Consider the following 22,465-nt stretch of genomic DNA (forward strand, 5'->3'; position numbering starts at 1 on the left):
GGCGGGGGCGGCGTCGTGTCGACCGCCGCCCCCACCCGGTGTCACAGTCCGAGCAACTTCAGTGGTACGGCGTTCGCCATCACCGCGGCGCCCGTGTCGTTCGGGTGGATGTGGTCACCCGAGTCGTACGCCGGCAGCAGCCGGCTCGGCTGGGCCGGGTCCCGCATCACCGCGTCGAAGTCGACGATGCCGTCGAACTCGGCCCGGCCGGGCCCGCGCAGCCAGGTGTTGACGGCCTGGCGGGTGGCGTCCTTCTCCGGGGTCCACACGCCCGGCCCGCCGTTGCCCTCGTACGGCATGAGCGTGCCCGCGATGCTGGTCAGGCCGCGCGCCTTGACCTGCCGGTTGAGCTGGCGCAGCGTGGCGATGATCGCCTCGGGGCTGTCGCCGTTCATCCAGATGTCGTTGATGCCCAGGTGGGTGATGACGGTCCGCACCCCGGTCTGCGGGAACACGTCCTCGTTGAGCCGGGCCAGCGCGTTCGGGCCCAGCTCGTAGTAGCCGGGGAAGTTGTCCGCACCGGGCTCGGGGCCCTCGTGGTTGAGCCGGTTGCCGGCCAGGCTGAGGTTGAGCACGCCCGGCGTACGCCACTCCGGGCGGGCGTCGATCAGCCGCTTGGCCAGCAGGTCGGACCAGCGTCGATCGGCGTTGACGGTGCTGCCGTTGCCGTCGCTGATGGAGTCACCCAGCACCACCACCGAGCCGGGCGTGGCCTTGCGTTCCACGTCGATGCCGGACAGGAACATCCAGCAGCAGTTGGGCCGGATGGTGAAGCCGGTGCCCTCGGCCGCCGAGGTGAGGTCGGTGGCGCCGATGAAGTTGGTGACCCGGGACTGGCCGTGGAACGTGACCGGCCCGGTGAGCACCGGGAAGTACAGGGTGACGACCAGGTCCTCCTGCTCGGCCACCGGGAAGGCCACCGGGTCGCTGAGCAACTCGGCGCCCTTGTTGATGGTCGCCGAGCCGGCGCCGGAGAACGTCAGCTGGCGGACGCTCGACGGGACGATGTCGGACAGGTCGTCGGGGGTGGCGGTGTTCGGCCGGGCGATCGTGGCGCGACCGACCTGGACGGCCTGCTCGCCGTACAGGTTTGTCAGCCGCACCCGCAGGCGCGGGCCGCCGACCGAGGTCTGCACGGTCATCCGGATGCTCTGGTCGTTCAGGCCGGTGTTGGTCAGGCCCACGGTGTTCCCGCGGGTCACGGCAGCGGCCCAGGTTCCGGCCCACTCGGCGCGCCCGTGCCCGGCGCGGTCGTTCCCGGTCGGGCCGGCGCTCGCCGTGACCGCCGGGGTGGCGGCGATCAGCAGCGTGACGGCGGAAGCTATGACGTGCCATCTCTTCGGGGTCGGCATCGATCCTCCATTGTCGGCAGCCCCGGGCGTGACGCGGTCGGCGGCACCGCCCGGGCGATGGACCGGAAACTAGCTTCCGGCTGTGACGAGCGTCAATCAACCTGATCGACATGATCAAATGCCCGCGGGACGGGACGCAGCGACGATCGGCTCTGTCCGCCGTGGACCGCGGATGCCTAGGCTCGGAGCTGGCGGCGGTGCGGTCGCCGACCCTGGCACCTGCCGTCATGTCCCGGCCCTGACCTGGCCGGACGCCGCTCGCGGACCATGATGGGGGCTGCCCGATGACCGACCGGCCGAACTATGTGCACGAGGCGCTGGAGCTGTTCGCCGGGTTCGGCGACCGGGAGGCGCTCGTCGGCGGCGGACGCCGCCTCACCTACCCCCAGGTCGCGGCCGAGGTGCGCGGCCTGGCCGCCGCGCTGCGCCACCACGGGGTACGCCCCGGCGCGGCGGTGCTGGTGATGCTCGGCAACACGATCGACGGCCCGCTGCTGCAACTGGCCCTGCACCTGCTGGGCTGCCGGAGCATGTGGGTGGCCCCGGTGACGTCCCGGCGGGAGGTCGACGAGTTCGTCGCGCTGTCCGCGCCGGAGGCGTTCGTCCACGACCCGCGCGACGCGCAGGCGGTCCAGGTCGCGGCGGGCCTGTCCGGCGTACCGGTGCTCTGCCTCGGTCCCGGCGGCGCCGGGCCGGACCTGACCGCCGGGACCGCCGGCCCGGCCGTGGAACTGCCCGCCGAGGTACCGGCGCCCGAGGCGTTCCTGCAGACCAGCGGCACCACCGGCACGCCGAAGCTGGTGCACCACCGGGAGAGCTTCTACCGGCAGGTGCTCGCGCTCGCCGCCGACTTCCGGGGTGCCGGGTTCCCGCTGCTGCGGCACCTGTCGCACTCCCCGATGTGGCTGGCCAGCGGGCAGATCACCACACTGTTCAACCTGTTCACCGGCGGCGTGCTGTTCCTGCGCGAGCAGTGGGATCCGGCCGCGTTCATCGCCACCGTGGACGCCGAACGGCTCACCTCCACGTTCGTCACCCCGCCGATGCTCTACGAGGTACTCGACCACCCCGACCTGCCGGGCGCCGACTTCTCCGCGATGTTCATGTTCAACGTGGGCGCCGGGCCCGCCGCGCCGGCCCGGCTGCGCCAGGCCATCGCCCGCTTCGGCCCGTGCCTGCGCATCGTGTACGGGCTCAGCGAGGCGGTCGTCATCTGCGCGCTGCCCGGCCTCACCGAGGACCCGGAGCACCCGGAGCGGCTGCGCTCCTGCGGCCGCCCCTACGGCGACGTGTCGGTCCAGATCCGCGACGCCGACGGGCGGGTGCTGCCGGCCGGCGAGGACGGCGAGGTGTGGGTACGCACCAAGCTGAGCTTCGCCGGCTACCACGGCCGGCCGGAGCTGACCGCCGAGACGCTTGTCGACGGCTGGGTCCGCACCCGCGACATCGGGCACCTCGACGCCGACGGCTTCCTCTACCTGGTCGACCGGTTACAGGACCGGATCCTCACCCGGCAGCGCAGCTGGCCGATCTACTCCCGTCCGATCGAGGACGTGCTCGCCGGCCACCCCGACGTGCGCGCCGCCGCCGTCATCGGCGTACCGGACCCGGTGGCCGGGGAGCTGCCGCACGCGTACGTGGTGCCCGCACCGGGGGCGTCGGTGACCGGTGCGGAGCTGATCGCGCTCGTGGTCCGGGAACTGAGCGAGACGTGGGCGCCCGGCGCTGTGGAGTTCGTCGACGCGCTGCCGCTGAACCGGTCCGCGAAGGTGGACAAGCGGGCGTTGCGGGCCCGGTACGCGGCCGCGCACCCGGCCGGCGCCGACCCGATCGGCAGTCCGGCGTGAACCCGCGCCGGGAGTTGTACACCCTGGTCGGCGCCGACCTGCTGTCCAACCTCGGCACCCGGATCTCGGTGGTCGCCATCCCCTGGCTGGTGCTGGAGACCACCGGCAGCCCCACCAAGATGGGGCTCGTCGCGGCGGCGGAGACGCTTCCGTACATGCTCTCCAGCGCGCTCGCGACCCCGTGGGCGGACCGGTTCGGGGTACGCCGTACCTCGGTGTTCGTGGACGCGGCGAGCGCCGTCGCGATGGCCGTGGTGGCGCTGGCGCCCTGGCTCGGCTTCGGCACGCTGCTGGTGCTGGTGGCGATCGCCGGCGGCCTGCGCGGCATCGGCGACCGGGTCAAGCACGTGCTGTTCAAACCGGCGGCCGAGCGGGCCGGGGTGCCGCTGATCCGGCTCACCAGCGCCTACGACGGCCTGGCCCGGGGCATGACGCTGTTCGGCGCGGTGCTCGGCGGGCTGCTCATCGACTGGGTCGGGCTGACCCGGGCCATCTGGATCGACGCGGCCACGTTCGCGGTCTGCGCGCTGCTGATCGGCGTGCTGGTCCGGCCGCCCGCACCGGCGCAACCGGCGCCCCGGGAGCCGTACCTGCGGGCGCTGCGCGGCGGCTTCGCGTACCTGCGCACCGACCGGACGCTGATGACCATGCTGATCGTGGTGTCGGTGTCCAACATGTTCGCCAATGCCAGCGTCGCGGTCTGGATCCCGCTGTGGGTCAGCCAGGTGCTCGGCGACCCGGCCGGGTTCGGTCTGCTGCTGGGCGTCTTCTCGGCCGGCGCGCTGCTGGGCAACCTGCTGTTCACGATGTTCGGCACCCGGCTGCCGGCCGGTACGACGTTCGCCCTGGGGCTGACGCTCAGCGGCGCGCCCCGGCTGCTCGCGCTGGCGCTCAGCGAAGACCTGGTCGTGGTGCTCGTGGTGACGTTCCTGTCCGGCATCGGCATCGCGGCGGTCAACCCGCTGCTCGGCGCGACGCTCTACCAGCGGGTGCCGGGCGAGTTGCAGACCCGGGTGCTGGGCATCTCCGGATCGGTGGCGTTCCTCGGCCTGCCCGTGGGCGCGTTGCTCGGTGGCTGGTCGGTGGCGCTGCTCGACCTGACCCCGGCGCTGCTGGTGATGTCGGTGGTCTGCCTGGTGCTGACCGTGGGGCCGCTGCTGCTGGCCCGCGCGTCCCGGCGCCCGGCGACGGAACCGGCCACGCCCACGCCGGTCTGAGCCCGCCCGTCGGGGCCACCGTGTCGGGGGTGGCGGTAGGGTCGGGGCCATGGCGACCTGGGACGACGTGCGGCGCATCGCGCTGGCCCTGCCCGAGACCACCGAGCGGCCCACGTACGACCAGGCGCCCGCCTGGCGCGTCCGCGACAAGTCGTTCGTCTGGGAACGGCCGCTGCGCCGCGGCGAACTCGATGCGCTCGGCGACGCCGCGCCGGACGGCCCGATCCTCGGCGCCCGGGTGCCCGACCTGGGTGCCAAGGAGGCGTTGATCGCCGACGACCCGGCTGTCTACTTCACCACGCCACACTTCGACGGCTACCCGGCGGTGCTGGTCCGGCTCGACCGGATCGACGTGGACGAGCTGACCGAGCTGGTCACCGAGGCGTGGTACGCGCGCGCCCCGAAGCGGCTCGCCACGGCACACCGGGCGGAGAACGCGTGACCGGGCCGGTGGACGCGATCGTCTTTGACATGGACGGCACCCTCGTCGAGTCGCACGCGGTGGTGCCCGCGGCGTACCGGGCGGCGGTGCGGGCCGGAGGCGGGCCGTCGTACACCGACGCCGAGGTCATCGCCGGCTACTCGGTCGGCTCCCCGGCGGACCTGCTGACCCACCTGCTGCGGCGGCCCGCCTCCGGCGAGGATCTGGACCGCTACCACGCCGAGCTGGCCGCGCTCGCCGGGCGGGTACGCGTCTACCCCGGCGTCGCGGACGCGCTCGCCGAGGTCGCCGCCCGGGTGCCGGTCGGCGTGTTCACCGGCGCGAGCCACCGGGCCGCCGAGATCCTGCTCGACCGGGCGGGCCTGCTCGGTCACTTCGCGGCCGTCCTCGGCGGCGACCAGGTCGACCGCCCGAAACCGGCGCCCGACGGCGTGGAGGCGACCTGCCGCCGGCTCGGCGTGCCACCCGGCCGCGCCGCGTACGTGGGTGACTCGCCACTGGACGTCCGTGCCGCCCGGCACAGCGGCGCGGTCGCGGTGGCCGCCGCGTGGGGTCACCAGTACGATCCCGACGAGCCTGCCGACCTCAGCCTGACCCGGCCCGGGGAGCTGCTGGCCCTGCTGCCCTGAGCCCCTTTCCCCGCGCGGGACGCTCGGCTAGCCTGCCGGGCATGCCATCGACGTTGACCGAGGCGACGGACCCGTGGTGCCTGCGTCCCGGGGAGGCCGCCGAGCTGCTGCGCGGGCACCCGTGGCGGCGGTTCGCGGTGCTGGGTGACAGCGTCGCGGAAGGACTGTGCGAACCCGCCGACGGCTACCCCGACATCCAGTGGGCCGACCGGATCGCGGCCGAGCTGCGCGCTGTCCGGCCGGAACTGGCCTACCTGAACCTGGGCCGGCGAGGGCTGCGCGCACACGAGGTCCGGGCCACCCAGCTCGCCGACGCGCTGGCCTTCGGACCGGACCTGGCCCTGGTGGTGTGCGGCGGCAACGACGCGTTCCGGTCCGCCTACGACCCGGACGCGGTCGACGCCGAGCTGACCGCCATGATCACCGCGTTGCGGGAGGCGGGCGCGGACGTGATCACGGTGGGCATGTTCGACGTGTCGCACAGCCCGGCGGTGCCGGACGCGCTGCGCGCGGGCCTCGGTGAGCGGATGCGCCGGCTGTCCCGGCACACGAGGGGCGTGGCCGAGCGGCTGGGCACGCTGCACGTCCACCTGACCGACCATCCGCTGGTGGCCGACCCGTCGCTGTACAGCAGCGACGGCCGGCACGGCAGCGCCCGCAGCGACGCGGTGGCCACCGCCGAAACCCTGCGCGTCCTCGCCACCCACCGCCCTAATCCCTGACCTCTCCCCCCTGCCCCGCCCCGCCCCGTCCGGCGATCATGAGGTTGACGGCACCGAGTGTCCATTTCGTCCCCGTCAACCTCATGGTCAACGGGGTCAGGGCCTTCATGGGATCGTCCCGGAGCCCGGATCCGTGCGTCGATCAAGGAGTTTGTGGCGGCGACGAGCCTGATTGAAGACGCAAACTCCTTGATCAACGGGCTGGGGCGGGCAGGGCAGGGGGCGGGCGGGCAGGGCAGGGGGCGGGCAGGGCAGGGCGGGGGGCGGTGAGGAGGGTCAGTCGGTTAGGAGGATGCCGGTCAGGAGGACGCCTCGGGCCAGGTTGAGGACCTCGTCGCAGCCCGGGTAGCCGACCCGCGCGAGCGCGCCCGACCCGGTGCGGGCGAACAGGTACGGGGCGAGGCTGTACGGGACGTCGGCGGTGACCGTCTCACCGGTCTCGATCTGCACGAAGTCCATCGCCACCCGGTCCGCCTCGTGGTAGCGCTGCAGGATGTTCCCGCCCTGGGCGATCGCCGCACGTACCCCGTCCGCCCACGCCACGGCTGTCATCTCCCGGCCGATCAGCACGCCGTGCCCGGCCGAGCCGCCCGCCGGCTTGGCGACCAGGTCGGCCTGTTCGGCGAGCGCCCGGTCGAACTGGTCGGCGGTGAGCGCCACGGTGTGCGGCACGTACCGGCGGATCAGCGTCCGGTCGTCCTCCGGCAGCAGGTCCAGGTCGTCCCAGAGCCAGGCGTAGTTCAGCTTGTTACTGAGCAGCCAGGCGGCGCTGCTGACGAACATCGGCAGCGTACCGGCGGCGAGCGCGGCGGCCACCGCGTCCAGCCCGGCACTGGGGGTGACCCGGTTGGGCACGAACAGCCGGAACAGGGCGTCGACCGGCGCGCCGCCGACGACCAGCCGGTTCTGCGCGTCCAGGCCGGCGGTGGCGACCGGAGCGATGACCAGGTCGATGCCGAACGGGCGGGCCTGGTCGATCAGCGGGGACAGGATCCGGATGAACGTCTCCGGGTCGTCCAGCCCCGGGTAGTCGGCGTCGAAGTCCATCAGCAGCGCCACCCGGGCGCCGTCGGGCAGGCCGAGCGTGTCCCGGATGGCCACGAACCGCTGGTCCAGCAGGGACGGCGCGGGCCGCGCGCCGTCGAGCAGGTCGTGCGCGCGGTACAGCTCGGCGTACCGCTGGATCACGGTGTCGGCGTCGAAGCCTCCGCCGAGGCTGCTGTCGATGTTGTACTCCACGATGCACGGCACGCCGCCGGAGAACAGCACGTCCGGCCGGTACGCCGCGAGCAGCCCCTCGTGCAGTTCCTCGCCCGGGTCGAGCAGCCGGGTCTCGCCGTCCGGCACGTCGAGCAGCAGGCGCAGCTCACCGGCGGTACGGGCACGCCGCCGGCACGCCTCCAGGATGAGCTGCGCGATGCGGTCGCAGACCTCGTTCAGCTCGCGGAACGCATCCGCGGTGAAGACGGGCGGGCGAGCCAGCCGCCACTGCTTGTTGTACGTGGCCCGGCCGTGGAAGACCTTCTCCCACGCTTCGGCACCGGTGGTCACCATCGCGGTACGGGTGGACTCGGGCAGGTCGGTCCACGCCTGGCCGAGCGGCGGCCACGTGTAGTTCGGGTCCATCGTTCATCCGTCCTTGAGGGTCAGTTGGATGGCGGCGGTGAGCTGGTCGCGGCCGGGTTGCACGGCCCGGTCGAGGGCGGGTGCGAAGGGCAGCACCGCGCCGTCGGGGCGGGTGACGCGGCGGGGTGGCGCGGCCAGCCGGACCCGCTCGACCACCGTGGCGATGATCTCCCCGGCGATGCCACAGGAACGGTTGCCGTCGTCGACGACCACAAGCCGCCCGGTGCGGCTCACCGACTCGACCAGCCCGTCCCAGTCGAACGGGTAGAGCGTGCGGGGGTCGAAGACCTCCACCGAGGCCTGGCCGGCGAGTTCCTCGGCGACGGCGAGCGCGTCGTGCACCAGGTGCCCGACCGCGACCACTGTCACGTCAGCGCCGGGACGGCGGACGATGCCGCGGCCCAGCGGCACCGGCGCCAGGTCGGTGACGTCGGCGCGCAGGTCCAGGGCGCCCGCCGGGGCGAAGACCACCACCGGGTCGTCGCAGCGGATCGCGGAGACCAGCAGCCCGTACGCGTCGGCCGGGGTGGCCGGTACGACTGTGGTCACCCCGACGTGGGCGAACAACGCGTACGGGTGGTCGGAGTGCTGCCCGGCCCAGCCGGTGCGGGAGCCGGAGCCGGGCACCACGTAGGTGACCGGCACCGCGCACTGGCCGCCGGTCATCAGCGGGAACTTGTGCGCGTGGTTGACGATCTGCTCGAAGACCAGGAACAGCAGCGACGGGATCTGGAACTCCACCACCGGGCGGGCCCCGGCCAGCGCCGCGCCGGTCGCGAAGCTGGTGAACGCCTGCTCGGACAGCGGGGTGTCGCGGACCCGTTCCGGGCCGAACTTCTTCAGCAGGCCGGTGGTGACGTTCGCGGCGGCCACCCGGATGTCCTCGCCGAGCACCACGACCGAGTCGTCGCGGGTCATCTCGTCGGCGAGCGCCCGGGTGAGCGCCCTGCGGTAGGAGAGCCGGGGCATCAGCCACCTCCGGTCCGGGCGGTGAGCCCGCTGGCGTACAGGTGGTCCAGGGCGGTCGCCGGGTCGGGGTGCGGCCCGGCGAGCGCGTACTCGACCGCGGCGTCCAGTTCCGCCTCGACGGCGGCGTCCACAGCGGCCCGCGCCGCCGGGTCGAGCCGCGCTCCGGCGATGTCCACCGGATCGCGGGACCGGCCCTCGGCCACCTCCTCCGGCGGCCGGTAGTCGAGGCGTACCTGATGTTCGAAGGTGTGGTGGGCGTCGAAGCGGTAGGTGCGGGCCTCGACCAGCTCGGGGCCGCCGCCGGCGCGCATCCGCGCGACGGCGGCGGCGGTTACCTCGTGTACCGCCTCGGGGTCCTGCCCGTCGACGGTGGCCGCCGGCATGCCGAAGGCGGCGGCCCGCCCGGCGATGGTGCCGGCGACCGCGCCGTCGACCGGCATGGTGGTGGCGTAGCCGTTGTTCTCGCAGACGAACAGCACCGGTACCCGCCAGAGCGCGGCCAGGTTGAACGCCTCCAGGAGCATGCCCTCGTTGACCGCGCCGTCGCCGAAGAAGGTGGCGCCGACGATGCCGGCGCCGCGCCGCCGGCGCTCCCACACCGCTCCGGTGAGGATCGCGCCGGCGGCTCCGACGATGGCGTTGGCGCCGAGGACGCCGACGCCGAAGTCGGCGGCGTGCATCGACCCGCCCCGGCCCCGGTTGAGGCCGGTGACCCGGCCGCACAGTTCGGCCAGCATCCGGGCCGGGTCGGCGCCCTTGGCGAGCACGTGCCCGTGTCCGCGGTGGGTGCCGGTGACCAGGTCCTCGCGGTCCAGCGCCGCGCAGACGCCGGCGGCGATCCCCTCCTGACCGAGGTACGGGTGGATGCCGCCGACGATCTCCCCGGCGCGGACCAGCTCGATCGCGCGCTCCTCGAAGCGGCGGATCAGCCGGACCGTCCGGTAGAGCCGGAGCGGGTCGGAGCCGGTCACGCCGGACGGCCCTCCTTGACGGCGGCGAGGATGTCGTCCCAGAGACGGGCGCGGGCGGCCAGCGCGGCGTTCACCGTGTCGGCGCACTCCTGCCACTTGGTGTCGTCGTCACCGCACAGGTCGGCCAGCATCTGCATGGCCATCGGGGTGTGCTGCTCGCCGTCGACCTCGATGTGCCGCTCCAGGTAGTCGACGAACTTGTTGAGCCGGTTGCTGCGCTCGTTGACGGCGACGACCTGGGTGAACATCTCCGGGATGAGGTCCTCGCGGCCGAACGCGAACGCCGCGGCCTGGCAGTGCACCGGGGTGGTCTCGATGATCCGCCAGGTGGTCCCGGCGAACGCCGCGGACGCCGCGGGGACGCCCGCGGCGCCGAGCGCCTCGGTGACCGGGGTGCCCTCGCGCAGCAGGTCGACGAGCTTGTTCACGGCTGTGGTGTCGGCCCCGGCCTCGGTCATGCCCTGCACGTACAGCTCGAAGTGGCTGATGTAGCCGTCGCCGAGTTCGTCGCTCTCCTCGACCATGACGATGTCGTTGATCAGGCGGCGGCTGCCGGTCGGCCCGGTCGGGATCCACGGCACCGTGACGCAGGTGAGCTGCCGCTGCAACGACTTCAGCAGGGACATGAAGTCCCAGACCGCGAAGACGTGGTGCTCCATGAACGTGACGAGCGCGTCGTGGGTGTCGAGGTTGGCGTAGAGAGGGTGCTTGACCACCACGTCGCGGCGCTCGGTCACCGCCCGCTCCAGCCGCTCGATGCCCGGGTGCGTCTTACCCCAGTCGTACCGTGACATTGTCAGCCTCCCTGCTGGGCGCGGTCGCGCCAGATGACCGGGCAGTAATCGGGGTCCGCGTAGTCCGGCCGGCCCTCGTGGGTGCGGCGGACCAGCACGTCGTGGTTGTACGCGGCGAGCGTGCCGTCGGAGAGCGGATACTCCCGCCAGGCGTTGTCGCCGTCCTGCAGGTGCAGCGAGACGGCCCGGCGGGGCCGCCCGCTGACGTTCGCACCGCTGCCGTGGTAGGTGCGGCAGTGGTGGAAACTCATGTGTCCCTTGGGGATCACCATGGGGATCTTGCGGATCTGCGCGCCGTTGTACGCCGCGTTCTCGGCGAGCATGGTTTCGAGCTGGTCGCGGTCCCGGTCGGCGAAGTGCCGCACCACCGTGTCGTCGGCGCCGATCTCCCGCCACCGGTGGGAGCCGTCGACCATGGTGATGGTGCCCATCTCCTCGCCGCAGTCGTGGAACGGGATGAACGCGGTGAGCATGTTCTCCGACGACGAGGACGCCCAGTAGTGCTTGTCGAAGTGCCACGGCACGATGTTCGACGGCTCACCGGCGATCGGCGGCTTCCAGATCAGCGTGGACTGGAAGATCCGGATCTCGGCGGCGCGGGCCAGCCGGGCGGCTACCGCTCCGATCAGCGGCTTGCGCAGGATGCGCGCGATGCCGTCGTGCTCGTGGTGGACGTAGTCGTTGTGCCGCTGCACGTCACCCCTGGACGGCTCCCAGTAGGCCAGCTTCGGCGGGCGTACCGGCAGCAGGCGGTCGCGTTCCCCGGCGTAGTAGCTGTCGGTGGCGGCGACCAGCTCGTCCACCTCGTCGTCGGTGAGCAGCTTCTTCGACAGGTACCAGCCGTGCTCGGCGTAGTGCCGGACGTCCTCGTCGGAGGGCAGCAGCGCCTCCTCCTCGGCGGTCAGTCCGGGATCGATGGTGGTCATGCCGAGCCGACCCGGCATGGCCTCACGGCCCTCGCTTCGCTCGGTGCGTTCACTCATGCCCCAACCCCTCCGACCGCGGCGGCGGGGGTCGCCCCCGCGGCGGCCAGCTCCCGTTCCTTGGCCTCGTAGAGCGCCTTGATGTTGCCGCTGCCGAAGGTGCGCGCCCCGCGCCGCTCGATGAGTTCGAGGAAGAGGGTGCGGCGCACGTGCATCGACTCGGTGAAGATCTGGAGCAGCTGCCCGTCGTGGTCGGAGTCGACCAGGATGCTCAGCTCGCGCAGCCGGTCCACCGGCGCGTCCAGCCGGCCGACCCGCTGCTCCAGGCCGTCGTAGTACGCGCCGGGCGTCCTGGCGAACCGCACCCCCCGCCCGGCGAGCGCGCCGACAGCGGTGACGATGTCGTCGGTGCGCAGGCCCAGGTGCTGCACCCCGGCGCCGGCGTGCCAGCGCAGGAAGTCCTCGATCTGCCCCGGCCGGGCACCGGTGTCCGGCTCCAGCAGCACGAAGGTGACCGCCCCGGACGGGCTCTGCACCACCTTGGAGTTCATCGCCTGGCCGGCGACCTCGATGTGCTCGGTGAAGATGTCGGCGAAGCCGAACACCTTCTCGTAGTGCGCGACCGTCTCGTCGAGCTGCCCCGGCGGCACGCAGATCGCCAGGTGGTCCACCTCGGCCAGCAGCGTGTCCGTCCCGTCGGGCGCGGTCACCGGCTCGATCGCGCCGGGCAGGAACACGCCCGGGTCGCCGCGCCGCTCGACGAGTCGGTGCACCACGTCGCCGAAGCCGCCGACCTCGGCGACCACCACCTCGGCGTCCGGCCCGGTGAACGTGCGCGGCGGGCTCAGCGCCGTCGCGCCGCGGTCCACCAGCTCCGCGTACGTCCCGGCGGCGTCGTCGACGGCGAGCGCCACCACGGCGATGCCGTCGCCGTGCCGGTGCACGTAGGTCGCGGCCGGGTGTTCCGCGGACAGCCCCGTCGTGAGCAGCAGCCGGATGCCGGCCTGGGCCAGCAGCAGCGAACGCTGCCCGTCCAGCCCGGTCTCCGGGCCGCCCTGCCCGCACAGCCGGAAACCGACCGCGTTGTCGAAGTAGAAGGCCGCCTGCCGGGCGTCCCCCACGTACAGTTCGAGATGGTCTATCCCGTTGATGGTCATGGGCTTCCCCTGTTCCCCCCGTGATCACGACCCGGACGGACGCCCGGGATTGGAGTCCGGTCAGCCCGCGGCCGGGGTGGCGGCCCGGCGGGCCGGCCCGGAGAGCCGGCGCAGGAGCAGACTGACGTTCTGGCCGCCGAACCCGAACGAGTTCGTCAGCGCGTGGCCGGCCCGGGTGGGCCGGGGCACGGCGCGGACGTGGTCCGCCTCGCACTCCGGGTCCGGGTCGTCCAGGTGGTAGGTGGGTGGGAGCAGGCCACTGTCGAGCGCCAGCGCGGTGGCGGCGGCCTCCAGCACCCCTGATGCGCCGAGCAGGTGCCCGGTGAGCGCCTTGGTGGAGCTGACCGGCACACCGCCGGTGCCGAACACCTCGGCCAGCGCTGTCGTCTCGGCGACGTCACCGAGCTTGGTGCCGGTGCCGTGGGCGTTGACGTATCCGACGTCGGCAGGCGCGACCCCGCCGGCCGCCAGCGCCCGGCGCATGCAGGCCGCCGCGCCGGCGCCGTCCGGCCGCGGCGCGGTCGGGTGGTACGCGTCGGTGTTCGCCCCGAAACCGGCGACCTCGGCGTAACCCCGCACACCCCGGCCGCCGGCGTGCCCGGTGCGCTCCAGCACCAGCAGCGCCGCGCCCTCGGCCAGCACGAAACCGTTGCGCCGCTTGTCGAACGGGCGGCTCGCCTCGGTCGGTTCGTCCCAGCCCCGGGCCAGTGCCCGGGCGTTGCCGAACGTGTCGGCGAACGTGCCGAACAGCGGCGCCTCGCTCGCCCCGCACACCACCACGTCGGCCTCGCCCGCGCGGATGAGGCGTACCCCGTCGGCGACGGCCTGGGCCCCGGAGGCGCAGGCCGTGCCGACCGACGAGCTGTAGCCGCGGATGCCGTGCGCGATGGCGATCCGCGCCGAGGGCATGTTCGGCAGGATGCCGGTGAGCAGGTACGGGCTGACCGCCGCCCGGCCCCGGGCGGCCCGGGCGAGCACCTGGCCCTCCAGCGTGGACATGCCGCCGACGCCGCCGACGATCACCGCGATGCGTTCCGGGTCGACGTCGCGGCCCACCTCGATGCCGGCGTCGGCGAGCGCCTCGGCGGCGGTGATCAGGGCGAGCAGCACCACCCGGTCGAGCACCTTCGTCTCCGGTCCGGAGGCGACGCTGCGCGGGTCGATGTCCGGCAGCACGCCGGCCACGTCCAGGCTGCCCGCCGCCGGGTGCCCCTCGGGTGGGCGGCACAGCCCGGAGCGGCCGGTGAGCAGGGCGTCGAACGTGTCCGCCACGCCGCGCCCGGCCGGGGTGAACAGGCCCATGCCGGTGATGACGGCGGTCACGACGGCGCCTCGGTCAGGTAGCGCTCGCGCAGCGCCACCTTGCGCACCTTGCCGGTGACGGTGACCGGGATGTCGTCGGCGCGTACCGGGACGATCCGGCGCAGTGTGGCGGCCACGTCCGCACCGAGCGCGGTACGGATCCGCTCGGTGCGGTCCGCGTCCGGGTCGGCACCGGCGGCCAGTTCCAGCAGCACGTCCGTGGTGACGGTGCCGTCGTCCGCCTTGACGATCACCACAGTGCAGTCGGTCACGTCGGAGCAGGCGGCGAGGATGCGTTCCTCGGACAGTGCGGTGAAGAACCGCTTCCCGTCGCCGACCTCGACCGAGTCCACCGCCCGGTCCAGGTGGTAGTAGCGGCCGTCGTCGTCGGCGTACACCAGGTCGCCGGTGAGGTACCAGCCGCGCAGCCGGAACCGGTAGGTGGTGACCGAGTCGTTCCAGTAGCCGCGGAACAGCGACGGCGAGTCGATGCCGAGCCAGCCGACCTGTCCCGGCGGCAGCTCGTTGCCGTCGGCGTCGAGCACGGCGACCTTCGTGAACCGGTACGGGCGGCCGACGCAGCGGCCGTACCGGTCGGTGCCGGTGGTGTGGGTGATGTGGAACATCGAGTGGCCCATCTCGCTGGAGCCCAGGCCGTCGATGAACACCGAGCCGGGTACCCGGGTCACGCCGCCGCGGGTCACCACGTCCCGGGCGCCGACCGCGACCAGCCGCCGTACGTGCGGCTCGTGCGAGCAGTCGCCGGTGTTGAACCACAGCCGCACCGAGTCCAGGTCGTAGCCGGACAGGTCGAAGCGGGCCAGTTCGGCCCAGGTGACGGAGAAGCCGAACACGCCGTCCGGGCGCCACCGCTGGATCGCGTCGAGCACCCGCTCGCCGCCCTGGTCGGAGAGCAGGAACATCTCCGCCCGGTTGCCGAGCGCCTGGTTGACCATGAGCACCGTGGCGGTGTGCGGGGCGGGCAGCGCGTTGAGGATGCGCGTGGTGCCCTGCGCCTGCGGCATGGACAGCAGGTGGCGGGTGGCGGCGAACAGGCTGGCGTGCGAGTGCAGCACCGCCTTCGGCACGCCGGTGGTGCCGGACGTGTGGGTGATCACGATCGGGTCGTCCGGGTGGTGCCGGTAGTGCGGTGCGGCGTCCGGGTCGCCGGTGCCCGCCTGCGCGGGCTCGCCGAGCAGCGGGGCGCCCAGGTCGTGCCCGGCCAGCGCCTCGGCGTGCGCGGCGTCGGCGAGCACCCCGGCGGCGCGCAGCCGGCGGATGTACTCGGCGGCGATCTCGGGGCGCAGCCTGCCGTTCATCAGCGCCGGGATGGCGCCGAGGCGGGTCAGCGCCAGGAACGACAGCACCATGTCGGCGGCCGTGCCGGCCCAGACCGCCACCGGGTCGCGGGGTTTCACCCCGCGCTCGTGCAGCCAGGCCGCCCGGGCGGCGACCATCCGGTCGACCTGGCCCAGGGTCAGTGGAGTCTCGGCCGGATGGCCGTCGATCTCGGTGTCGAACGTGAGCCCCGGCCCGTCCGGGTCGGCGCCGTGGGCCAGCACCCGGGCGAGCACGTTGCCCGCGCCCAGCTCCGCGTCAGCCGCGAGCGCGCCGCGCAGTCCCTTCGTCCTCATTGACGTGTTCCCTCCCCCAGCAGCACCGCGGTCGCCTCGCCCGGCGTACCGTCCGGTGCCAGTTCGATCAGGATCAGCAACGCCTGTGCGGCGTCGCCGTCGTACAGCAGCAGGTCCGCTTCGGCCTCCCCCTCGGCCCGCGCGTCGCCGGTCGGGCTCAGGCACACCACCGGCCCGTCCAGTCCCCAGCGCGCCGCGACGTGCCCGGCCACGCTGTTCGGCACCGACTGGAAGAAGAACAGCGGCCCGATCCGTCCGCCCGCGTCCACAGTGGCGCGGACGTGCGCCGCCCCGGCGGTGTCGCCACCGGCGCTGACCAGCACGACAGCCGTGCGGTTGCCCGGCGGCAGCGGCCCGTCGGGGTACCGCCGCGCGAGGCACCGCTGCGCCACCGCCGCCACCAGCGGCGCGAACGGCGAGTGCACGAACCCCGCCACCCCCGCCGGCCCCGCGCCCTCGTCCCCCGCCTCGGGCCACCGCGCCTCCGCGAGCACCACGACCCCGCCGTTGCACGATCTTGCGGTTGGTGCCCCCTCGACGGGCGATGTGCCCGTTTCGCCGGGGCCGGAAGCGCAAGATCGCGGGAGGTCGGGGTGGGTGGGCGCGGTCATGAGGTGCTCACCAGGAGGGCCGTGTCGGCGCCGCCGAAGGCGGCGTTGAGGGTCAGGGCGTGTTCGGTGCGCGCGGGGCGGGGGGCGTCACGGATGACGTCCAGCGGGCACTGCGGGTCGGGGCCGAGCCAGCCGGCGGTGACCGGCAGCTTGCCGTGCCGCAGGGCCAGCACGGTGACCAGCAGCTCCAGCAACCCGGACGCCTCCAGCGCGTGCCCGTGCACCGACTTGGTGGAGCTGACCGGCAGCCGCCCGGCGTCCTCGCCGAACACCCGGGTCAGCGCCGCCGCCTCGGAGGCGTCGCTGAACGGGGTGCCGGTGGCGTTGGCGTTGACGTAGCCGATCGCGTCCGGGGACAGCCCGGCCCGGCGCAGCGCCGCCTCGGCCGCCCGGGCCAGCCCGAGCCCGTCCGGGTGCGGCTGGCACGGGTGGTACGCGTCCCCCGCCCGGCCCCACCCGGCCACGCTCGCCAGCGACTCGGCGCCCCGCCGGGCGGCCGCGCCGGCCGACTCCAGCACCACGGCGGCCACCCCGTCGCCCAGCAGCAGGCCCTTGCGACCGACGCTGAACGGGCGTACCGCGCCGTCGGCGGCGAGCGCCCGGCCGGCGTCGAACAGCGCGTACTGGTCCGGTTCGACCAGGTAACCGGCCGCGACCACGACCCGCTCCAGGTCGCCCCGGCGGATCAGCGCCGCCGCGTCGGCGACCGCGCTGCTCGCCGACACGCAGGCGGTGGTGTAGATCCGGGTACGCCCGCGCAGGCCGCACCGCGCGGCCAGGTGACCGGCGAGCGCCGGCACCGTCGGCTCGTCCCACCCCTGCGGTACGGGCAGCGAGTACGGCCCGCCGTGGGTGGCCAGGAACAGCGCCGACTCGGCCCGCCCGGCCCGGTCCAGTCCGGCGGCCCGGGCGGCGGTGTCGATCGCGTCGGTCAGCTCGCCGGCGAGCGTGCCGACGTCCGGCACTGTGGCCGCCACCGTCACCCGGCGGCCGGTGGTGTCGAAACGGCGCACCGGCGCGAACGCCGGGGTGCCGGTGAGCACCCCGGCCAGCAGCGCGTCGGCGCCCCTGCCGAGGGCGCTGAGCGCGTACGTGCCGGTGATCCGTACGGTCTCCCGCTCAGCCATCTGCGGGAGCGGTCAGAGAGCCACGGAACACCGCGAGCGCGTCGTCGACGGTGCGGATGCCGGCCAGTTCGTCGTCGCTCAGGTCCAGCCGGCGGTCGTAGCGCTGCTCGACCATGTGCACCAGCCAGGCCAGCTCCATCGAGCCGAGCCGGTCCGGCACCTGGTCGGCGGGTTTCGCGGTCAGTTCGGCGAGCATGCTCACCAGGTCAGCTCGCCCCAGGTCGGGCTGACCGGACATCAGGACTTGTCGCTGTTCGCGGCCACCCGGTCGGCGACCATCGTGGTGAACTCGCCGACCGTCATCAGCGCCAGCTTCTCCGACTCGTCGTCGGCGAACTTCAGGCCGTAGCGGTCCTCGACGCGGACCGCGAGGTCGGCCAGGGCCAGCGACTCCAGGTCGACGCCGGAGGGGCCGAGCGTGGTGTCGTCGTCGAGCTCCTCCACGTCGTAGTTCATGTCGGCGAGCTGTTCGACGACGAAGGTGCGGACCTCGTCTCGCATGGGTTCAGACCTCTTCTCCGTGTACCGGCTGACGGTGCCCGGTCGGGACACCGTGTGCGTGGGGACCGGCGGGGTCGGGCGCGCGGGTGGCGCGCTGCCCGGCCGGTCCGGGGCGGGATTCGGGGTGTACCGGACGTCCGGCCGGCGTCCGGTGGACGTGCGGCTCGTACAGGGGGCCGGTCACGACGCCGCGTCCCGCAGCGCCGGGACGGACCGGACCAGCTTTCCGGTCGTGGTGCGGGGCATCTGGCCGAGCAGGCGCAGGATGCGGGGACGTTTGAAACCGGCCAGCCGCTCGGCGATCAGCTTGTCGAGCGTCTCCTCGGTCAGCGAGCCGTCGGTCTGGACGTACGCGGTGACGCCGTCGTCCCACACCACCACCGCCGCGACGACGCCGGGCAGCCCGGCGACTGTCGCCTCCACCTCGGTCAGGTCGACCTTCAGGCCGCCCACCGACACCTGCGAGTCCAGCCGGCCCTTGATGGTGACCAGACCGGTGTCCGGGTCGACCACGCCGGCGTCACGGGTGTGCAGCCAGCCGTCGGCCCAGCGGGTCGGGTCGGCCAGTCCGACGTACGGGTTGGCCGGGCAGCTCACCCACAGCTCCCCGTCGCGCTCGCGTACCTCGATGCCGGGGGCGGGCGCGATGGCGGGGCGGTGCCGCCCGTACAGGTCGGTGCCGATGACGCCGACCTCGGTCATCCCGTACATGTTGCCCAGCGGCACCCCGTACCGGTCGGTGAACGCGTTCGCAACGGCCGCGGGCACCAGCTCACCGCCGGTGGTCATGCGCTTGAGCTGGGGCAGCGGCCCGGCGGGTGTGGTGGAGGCGAGCAGCCCGATGTGGAACGGGACGCCGAGCACGGTGGCCGGGGTGTCCTGGGCGGCGACGGCGGCGAGGATCGCGTCGCCGCTGAGCCGCTCCGGCGGGCACAGCTCGACGCCCGCGTGCAGCCCGTAGAGCAGGCCGCCGACCAGGCCGAGCACGTGCACCATGCTGGGCAGCAGGATGATCCGCTCGCCGGGCAGCGCGACGCCGTCGATGCGGGTGTAGCGGTGCACCTCGGCGACCAGGTCGGCGGCGGTGCGGCCGATCACCTTGGACGGTCCGGTGGAGCCGGAGCTGAGCTGGATCACCGCGTGCGGGCTGCCCGCCGGGTGGTCGGAGTACGCGCTGACCCCGGCGGTGACGTCGACGAAGATCCGCAGCGCGCCGCCGCCGGTGCGGACCGGGGCGACCACCACCTGCGGGCTGAGCCGGCGCAGCGCCTGGTCGACCTCGTGGTCGGTGAGCCGGTGGTCGAGCAGCACCGCCTGGGCGCCGGTACGCCAGGTGGCGAGCAGGTACGCCACGTACGCCGGCGAGGGCGGCAGGCGCAGCGCGGCGGCGCCTCCGGCGCGCAGCCCGGCCCCGGCGAGCCGGTCCTGCGCCTCGCCGACGAGCCGGCGCAGCGTGCCCTTGTCGACCGGTTCGGGCAGGCGCAGGCAGACGTCGGTGTCGCGGCCGGTGAACAGGATGTCGTCCACCCAGTCCACCGTCGTCGAGGCGGGATCTTCCGCCACGGGATGTGCAGTCACGACCAGCCACCGTTCCACTGAGGAACTGGGCGGATCCGCCCAGCGGGTACGTCGTTCGGGGTATGGCGGAACCCTACGACGCCTCTGTTCTGCATCGCCAGATGCAAATGGCTAGATCCAAAACAGCGGCTGGGTGGATTGCTCAGGCTCGATCGGACAGGCAGGATCGGGGCCACGCCGGCAAGGTAGTCCGCCGGCCGCCGGATGCTGTGCGCTCGCGGTGACCCGCGCGGACGGCGGGGGCGGCTACGCTCACGGCATGTTCCGCGCGGCCCGGCCCGACGACTTCCCGCAGCTCATCCGCCTCTACCGGCAGCTCAATCCGGACGACCCGCACCTGAGCGACGGCTCCGACGAGCGGGCCTTCGCGCGGATCCTGGCCACCGAGGGGCTGCACCTGTTCGTGCTGGAGGTGGACGGCGCGGTCGTCGCCACCACGTACCTCAACGTGATCCCCAACCTGAGCCGGTCGGCGTCGCCGTACGCGGTCATCGAGAACGTGGTCGTGGACGAGTCGCGGCGCGGCACCGGCCTGGGCAAGCGGATCATGGCCGCCACGCTCCAGGCCGCCTGGGACGCGGGCTGCTACAAGGCGATGCTCATGACCGGGTCGCGCTCGCCCGCGACCCACGCCTTCTACCTGGCCTGCGGGTTCTCCGGCGACGCCAAGACGGCGTACCTGGCCCGCCCGTCGTGACGGTCAGCGGCCGCCCGCCGGAGGGGGCGCGGCGCCGCGCGGCGCCAGCGCGCCCCGTCAGGACCGCACACCGACCGTCCCACCAGGAGGCCGACCGATGACACCCGACCCCCGCACCGTCCACCCACTGCCCGCCTTCGACCGCGTGGTGTTCCTCAAACCACTTGTGACGTCACCGAAGATCGTCGTGGGTGACTACACCTACTACGACGATCCTGACGACGCGATCGGCTTCGAGCACCGCAACGTCCTGTACGCCTATGGACCGGAACGGCTGGTCATCGGGAAGTACTGCGCGATCGCCTCCGGCACCCGGTTCCTGATGGCCGGCGCGGCCCATCCCGGCATGGGCGTTTCCACGTACCCGTTCACCATGTTCGGCGGCGAGTGGGCCGAGCAGACCCTCGACATCGTCACCGCCATGCCGAGCCGCGGCGACACCGTCGTCGGGAACGACGTCTGGTTCGGCTTCGGATCCGTGGTCATGCCGGGCGTGCGGATCGGCGACGGCGCCGTCATCGCGACCGGCGCGGTGGTCACCGCCGACGTGCCGCCCTACACGATCGTCGGCGGCAATCCCGCCCGGCCGATCCGGCAACGCTTCGACGACGCCGACATCGTGCGGCTCCGCCGCGCCGCCTGGTGGGACTGGCCCACCGACCTCGTCACCGCGCACGCCCGCACGATCATGGCCGGCACGCCCGCCGAGATCGCCCGGATCGCCGCCGAGCACGGCGTGGAACAGCCCGGGTGAGACAGCCGGCCGACGACGCGCACCCCGGACGGCCGGGCCGCAGGGAAGGATTCACCGGCGCCGACACCGGGCACAGAGGTGCCGGTGGACACCACCGGTCCGCCCCGAACGAGCGGAGGCGTCATGCGCTGGCTCTACCTGGTCCTGCTCCTCGTGCTGATCCTCGTTCTGGTCGGGTTGCGCGTGTGGCTCCCCCGGCGCGCCTTCCGGGCCGGTCGCTCCCTCCGGCAGCGCATCGACGGACGCGACTGACCGGGCTTCGTCAGCCCTCCCCGGCCGGCGGGGGCGCGGCGCCGCGCAGCACCAGCGCGCTGTTGAACCCGTCGAAGCCGCGCGCCCCGACCAGCGCGATCCGGCTGCGCGGCGGGCGGGGCTGCCGCAGGAACGTCAGCTCGCAACCGGGCGCCGGCTCGTCCGGGCCGGCCGAGGCGGGCAGCATCCCGCGGCGGAACGCCAGCAGCGCGGTGGCCGCGTCCAGCGCCGACCCGCCCTGGTGCGCCCGCCCGGTCAGCGGCTTCTGCGTGGTCACCGGCGGGGTCCGGTCACCGAACACGGTACGCAGCGCCGCCGCCTCGGCCCGGTCGTACGCGGGCACGCCCAGCGCGTCCGGCCAGATGACGTCCACGTCGTGCGGGCGTACCCCGGCGCGCTCCAGCGCCAGCCGCAGCGCGCGGGCGTAGTGGACCGGGTCCGGGCCGGCGGCCGGGTCGGTCGGCGCGGCGTCGTGGGTGGCGGCCCAGCCGGTGATCTCCCCGTAGACGCGGGCACCCCGGGACAGCGCGTGGCCCAGTTCCTCCACCACGAAGACGGCACCGCCCTCGGCCGGCACGTACCCGCTCGCCGTGACGTCGAACGGCCGGTACGCCCGCTCCGGGTCGGACACGTCGCTGAGCAGGCCGGAGCGGAGCTGGCAGGCGAGCGCGTACGGGCTCAGCGGGCACTCGGTCGCCCCGGCGACCACCACGGGGGTGCCCCTGCGGATGGTGCGCACCGCGTGCGCCAGGCTGTCCAGCCCGCCGGCCGACTCGGAGACGGTCACCCCGGACGGTCCCTTGAACTGGTGGCGGATCGACAACTGCCCCACGCTCGCGGCGTAGAACCAGGCGATCGACTGGTACGCCCCGACGGTGCGGCTCGGCCCGCCCCACAGCCGTTGCAGTTCCCGCTGCCCGAACAGGTTGCCGCCCGACGAACTGGCGAGCGTGACCGCCCACTTGTACGGGTCGGGCGACACCTCGGGCAGCCCGGCGTCGGCGAGCGCCAGCCTGGTGGCGGCGAAGCCCAGGTGGGTCCACCTGTCGGTCTGCACCCGCTGCCGGGTGTCGCTGAACCCGGCCGGGTCGAAGCCTTCCACCTCCCCGGCCACCCGGGCCGGGTACCGCTGCGGGTCGAACAGCGTGATCGGCCCGGTGCGCCGGGTGCCGGCGAGCACCGTGTTCCAGTGCGCCTCGGCGCCGATTCCGCTGGGCGCGACCACCCCGATGCCCGTCACCACGGCCCGCGCGGTCACGGTGCCGTCCTTGTTCGCGACTGCGGGGCTCGCAAACCCGGCTCACTCCTCGCGCTCACGGGTGCCGTCCTTGTTCGCGACTGCGGGGCTCGCAAACCCGGC

General features: G+C 73.7%; 23 protein-coding genes. 8 read left to right on the forward strand and 15 right to left on the reverse strand.

The genetic code is table 11. From position 1 onward, the window contains the following. Positions 1-41: 41 nt before the first annotated feature. Positions 42-1,352 (reverse strand): SGNH/GDSL hydrolase family protein, encoded by a 1,311-nt coding sequence (locus KSK32_RS28800; protein ID WP_254187226.1) that lies wholly within the window; start codon positions 1,350-1,352, stop codon positions 42-44. A gap of 284 nt (positions 1,353-1,636) precedes the next feature. Between KSK32_RS28800 and KSK32_RS28805 the strand changes: the two genes are divergently transcribed. Genes KSK32_RS28805 through KSK32_RS28825 form a run of 5 tightly spaced genes read left to right on the forward strand, consistent with a single transcriptional unit; the run spans position 1,637 to position 6,209 of the window. Further along, on the forward strand, positions 1,637-3,199 hold the full coding sequence (locus KSK32_RS28805; protein ID WP_216934419.1) for a class I adenylate-forming enzyme family protein: 1,563 nt from the start codon (positions 1,637-1,639) through the stop codon (positions 3,197-3,199). After that, positions 3,196-4,416, forward strand: coding sequence for an MFS transporter (locus KSK32_RS28810; RefSeq protein WP_216934421.1), 1,221 nt, complete (start codon positions 3,196-3,198; stop codon positions 4,414-4,416). The genes KSK32_RS28805 and KSK32_RS28810 overlap by 4 nt, the downstream gene beginning before the upstream one ends. Positions 4,417-4,465: 49 nt before the next feature. Then, the gene (locus KSK32_RS28815; protein WP_216934423.1) at positions 4,466-4,858 is read left to right on the forward strand and encodes an MmcQ/YjbR family DNA-binding protein; all 393 of its coding nucleotides are present in this window, start codon (positions 4,466-4,468) and stop codon (positions 4,856-4,858) included. Beyond that, positions 4,855-5,487, forward strand: coding sequence for an HAD family hydrolase (locus KSK32_RS28820; RefSeq protein WP_216934425.1), 633 nt, complete (start codon positions 4,855-4,857; stop codon positions 5,485-5,487). The genes KSK32_RS28815 and KSK32_RS28820 overlap by 4 nt, the downstream gene beginning before the upstream one ends. 41 nt (positions 5,488-5,528) lie before the next feature. After that, positions 5,529-6,209, forward strand: coding sequence for an SGNH/GDSL hydrolase family protein (locus KSK32_RS28825; RefSeq protein ID WP_216934427.1), 681 nt, complete (start codon positions 5,529-5,531; stop codon positions 6,207-6,209). A 276-nt stretch (positions 6,210-6,485) separates the two neighbouring features. Here the strand turns inward: KSK32_RS28825 and KSK32_RS28830 are convergent, their stop codons facing one another. The 13 genes from KSK32_RS28830 to KSK32_RS28890 all read right to left on the reverse strand — a co-directional run bounded on the left by KSK32_RS28830 (position 6,486) and on the right by KSK32_RS28890 (position 19,402). Further along, positions 6,486-7,835 (reverse strand): hypothetical protein, encoded by a 1,350-nt coding sequence (locus KSK32_RS28830; protein ID WP_216934429.1) that lies wholly within the window; start codon positions 7,833-7,835, stop codon positions 6,486-6,488. A gap of 3 nt (positions 7,836-7,838) precedes the next feature. Beyond that, positions 7,839-8,804: an alpha-ketoacid dehydrogenase subunit beta gene (locus tag KSK32_RS28835; RefSeq protein ID WP_216934431.1), complete on the reverse strand. Its 966-nt coding sequence runs from the start codon at positions 8,802-8,804 to the stop codon at positions 7,839-7,841. Next, entirely contained in the window at positions 8,804-9,775 is a 972-nt protein-coding gene (locus tag KSK32_RS28840) for a thiamine pyrophosphate-dependent dehydrogenase E1 component subunit alpha (protein ID WP_216934434.1), read from the reverse strand. The genes KSK32_RS28835 and KSK32_RS28840 overlap by 1 nt, the downstream gene beginning before the upstream one ends. Next, positions 9,772-10,569, reverse strand: coding sequence for a DUF3050 domain-containing protein (locus KSK32_RS28845; protein WP_216934442.1), 798 nt, complete (start codon positions 10,567-10,569; stop codon positions 9,772-9,774). Before KSK32_RS28845 ends, KSK32_RS28840 begins: the two co-directional genes overlap by 4 nt. 2 nt (positions 10,570-10,571) lie before the next feature. Then, complete coding sequence (locus tag KSK32_RS28850) at positions 10,572-11,495, reverse strand: phytanoyl-CoA dioxygenase family protein (protein WP_216936416.1); 924 nt, start codon at positions 11,493-11,495, stop codon at positions 10,572-10,574. 53 nt (positions 11,496-11,548) lie between these two features. Continuing rightward, on the reverse strand, positions 11,549-12,649 hold the full coding sequence (gene hppD / locus KSK32_RS28855; RefSeq protein WP_216934444.1) for a 4-hydroxyphenylpyruvate dioxygenase: 1,101 nt from the start codon (positions 12,647-12,649) through the stop codon (positions 11,549-11,551). A 60-nt stretch (positions 12,650-12,709) separates the two neighbouring features. Further along, complete coding sequence (locus tag KSK32_RS28860) at positions 12,710-13,972, reverse strand: beta-ketoacyl synthase (RefSeq protein ID WP_216934446.1); 1,263 nt, start codon at positions 13,970-13,972, stop codon at positions 12,710-12,712. Then, positions 13,969-15,585, reverse strand: a complete 1,617-nt coding sequence (locus tag KSK32_RS28865) for a class I adenylate-forming enzyme family protein (protein ID WP_216934448.1) — start codon at positions 15,583-15,585, stop codon at positions 13,969-13,971. Before KSK32_RS28865 ends, KSK32_RS28860 begins: the two co-directional genes overlap by 4 nt. Beyond that, entirely contained in the window at positions 15,582-16,082 is a 501-nt protein-coding gene (locus KSK32_RS28870; RefSeq protein ID WP_216934450.1) for a beta-ketoacyl synthase chain length factor, read from the reverse strand. The genes KSK32_RS28865 and KSK32_RS28870 overlap by 4 nt, the downstream gene beginning before the upstream one ends. A gap of 110 nt (positions 16,083-16,192) precedes the next feature. Next, positions 16,193-17,323 (reverse strand): beta-ketoacyl synthase, encoded by a 1,131-nt coding sequence (locus KSK32_RS28875; RefSeq protein WP_216934452.1) that lies wholly within the window; start codon positions 17,321-17,323, stop codon positions 16,193-16,195. Further along, on the reverse strand, positions 17,316-17,561 hold the full coding sequence (locus KSK32_RS28880) for a hypothetical protein (protein ID WP_013286638.1): 246 nt from the start codon (positions 17,559-17,561) through the stop codon (positions 17,316-17,318). The genes KSK32_RS28875 and KSK32_RS28880 overlap by 8 nt, the downstream gene beginning before the upstream one ends. Further along, a complete protein-coding gene (locus KSK32_RS28885) occupies positions 17,561-17,824 on the reverse strand; it encodes an acyl carrier protein (protein WP_018784085.1) in 264 nt (87 codons plus the stop codon). The genes KSK32_RS28880 and KSK32_RS28885 overlap by 1 nt, the downstream gene beginning before the upstream one ends. A gap of 180 nt (positions 17,825-18,004) precedes the next feature. After that, positions 18,005-19,402 carry a class I adenylate-forming enzyme family protein gene (locus KSK32_RS28890; RefSeq protein WP_216934454.1) on the reverse strand — a complete coding sequence of 466 codons (1,398 nt, stop codon included), beginning with the start codon at positions 19,400-19,402 and terminating at the stop codon, positions 18,005-18,007. 259 nt (positions 19,403-19,661) lie between these two features. Here KSK32_RS28890 and KSK32_RS28895 point away from each other — a divergent pair, with 259 nt between their 5' ends. From KSK32_RS28895 to KSK32_RS34285, 3 genes are all read left to right on the forward strand, one after another. After that, positions 19,662-20,099: a GNAT family N-acetyltransferase gene (locus KSK32_RS28895; protein WP_216934456.1), complete on the forward strand. Its 438-nt coding sequence runs from the start codon at positions 19,662-19,664 to the stop codon at positions 20,097-20,099. Between the two features lie 97 nt (positions 20,100-20,196). Then, positions 20,197-20,853 carry a CatB-related O-acetyltransferase gene (locus KSK32_RS28900; RefSeq protein WP_216934457.1) on the forward strand — a complete coding sequence of 219 codons (657 nt, stop codon included), beginning with the start codon at positions 20,197-20,199 and terminating at the stop codon, positions 20,851-20,853. A gap of 123 nt (positions 20,854-20,976) precedes the next feature. Then, on the forward strand, positions 20,977-21,105 hold the full coding sequence (locus KSK32_RS34285; RefSeq protein WP_256451508.1) for a hypothetical protein: 129 nt from the start codon (positions 20,977-20,979) through the stop codon (positions 21,103-21,105). Between the two features lie 10 nt (positions 21,106-21,115). Here KSK32_RS34285 and KSK32_RS28905 read toward each other — a convergent pair whose 3' ends face one another. Continuing rightward, positions 21,116-22,363, reverse strand: a complete 1,248-nt coding sequence (locus KSK32_RS28905; protein WP_216934460.1) for a beta-ketoacyl synthase N-terminal-like domain-containing protein — start codon at positions 22,361-22,363, stop codon at positions 21,116-21,118. Positions 22,364-22,465: the final 102 nt, after the last annotated feature.

The sequence above is a fragment of the Micromonospora sp. WMMB482 genome (genome assembly GCF_019038635.1).
Classification (GTDB): Bacteria; Actinomycetota; Actinomycetes; order Mycobacteriales; family Micromonosporaceae; genus Micromonospora; species Micromonospora marina.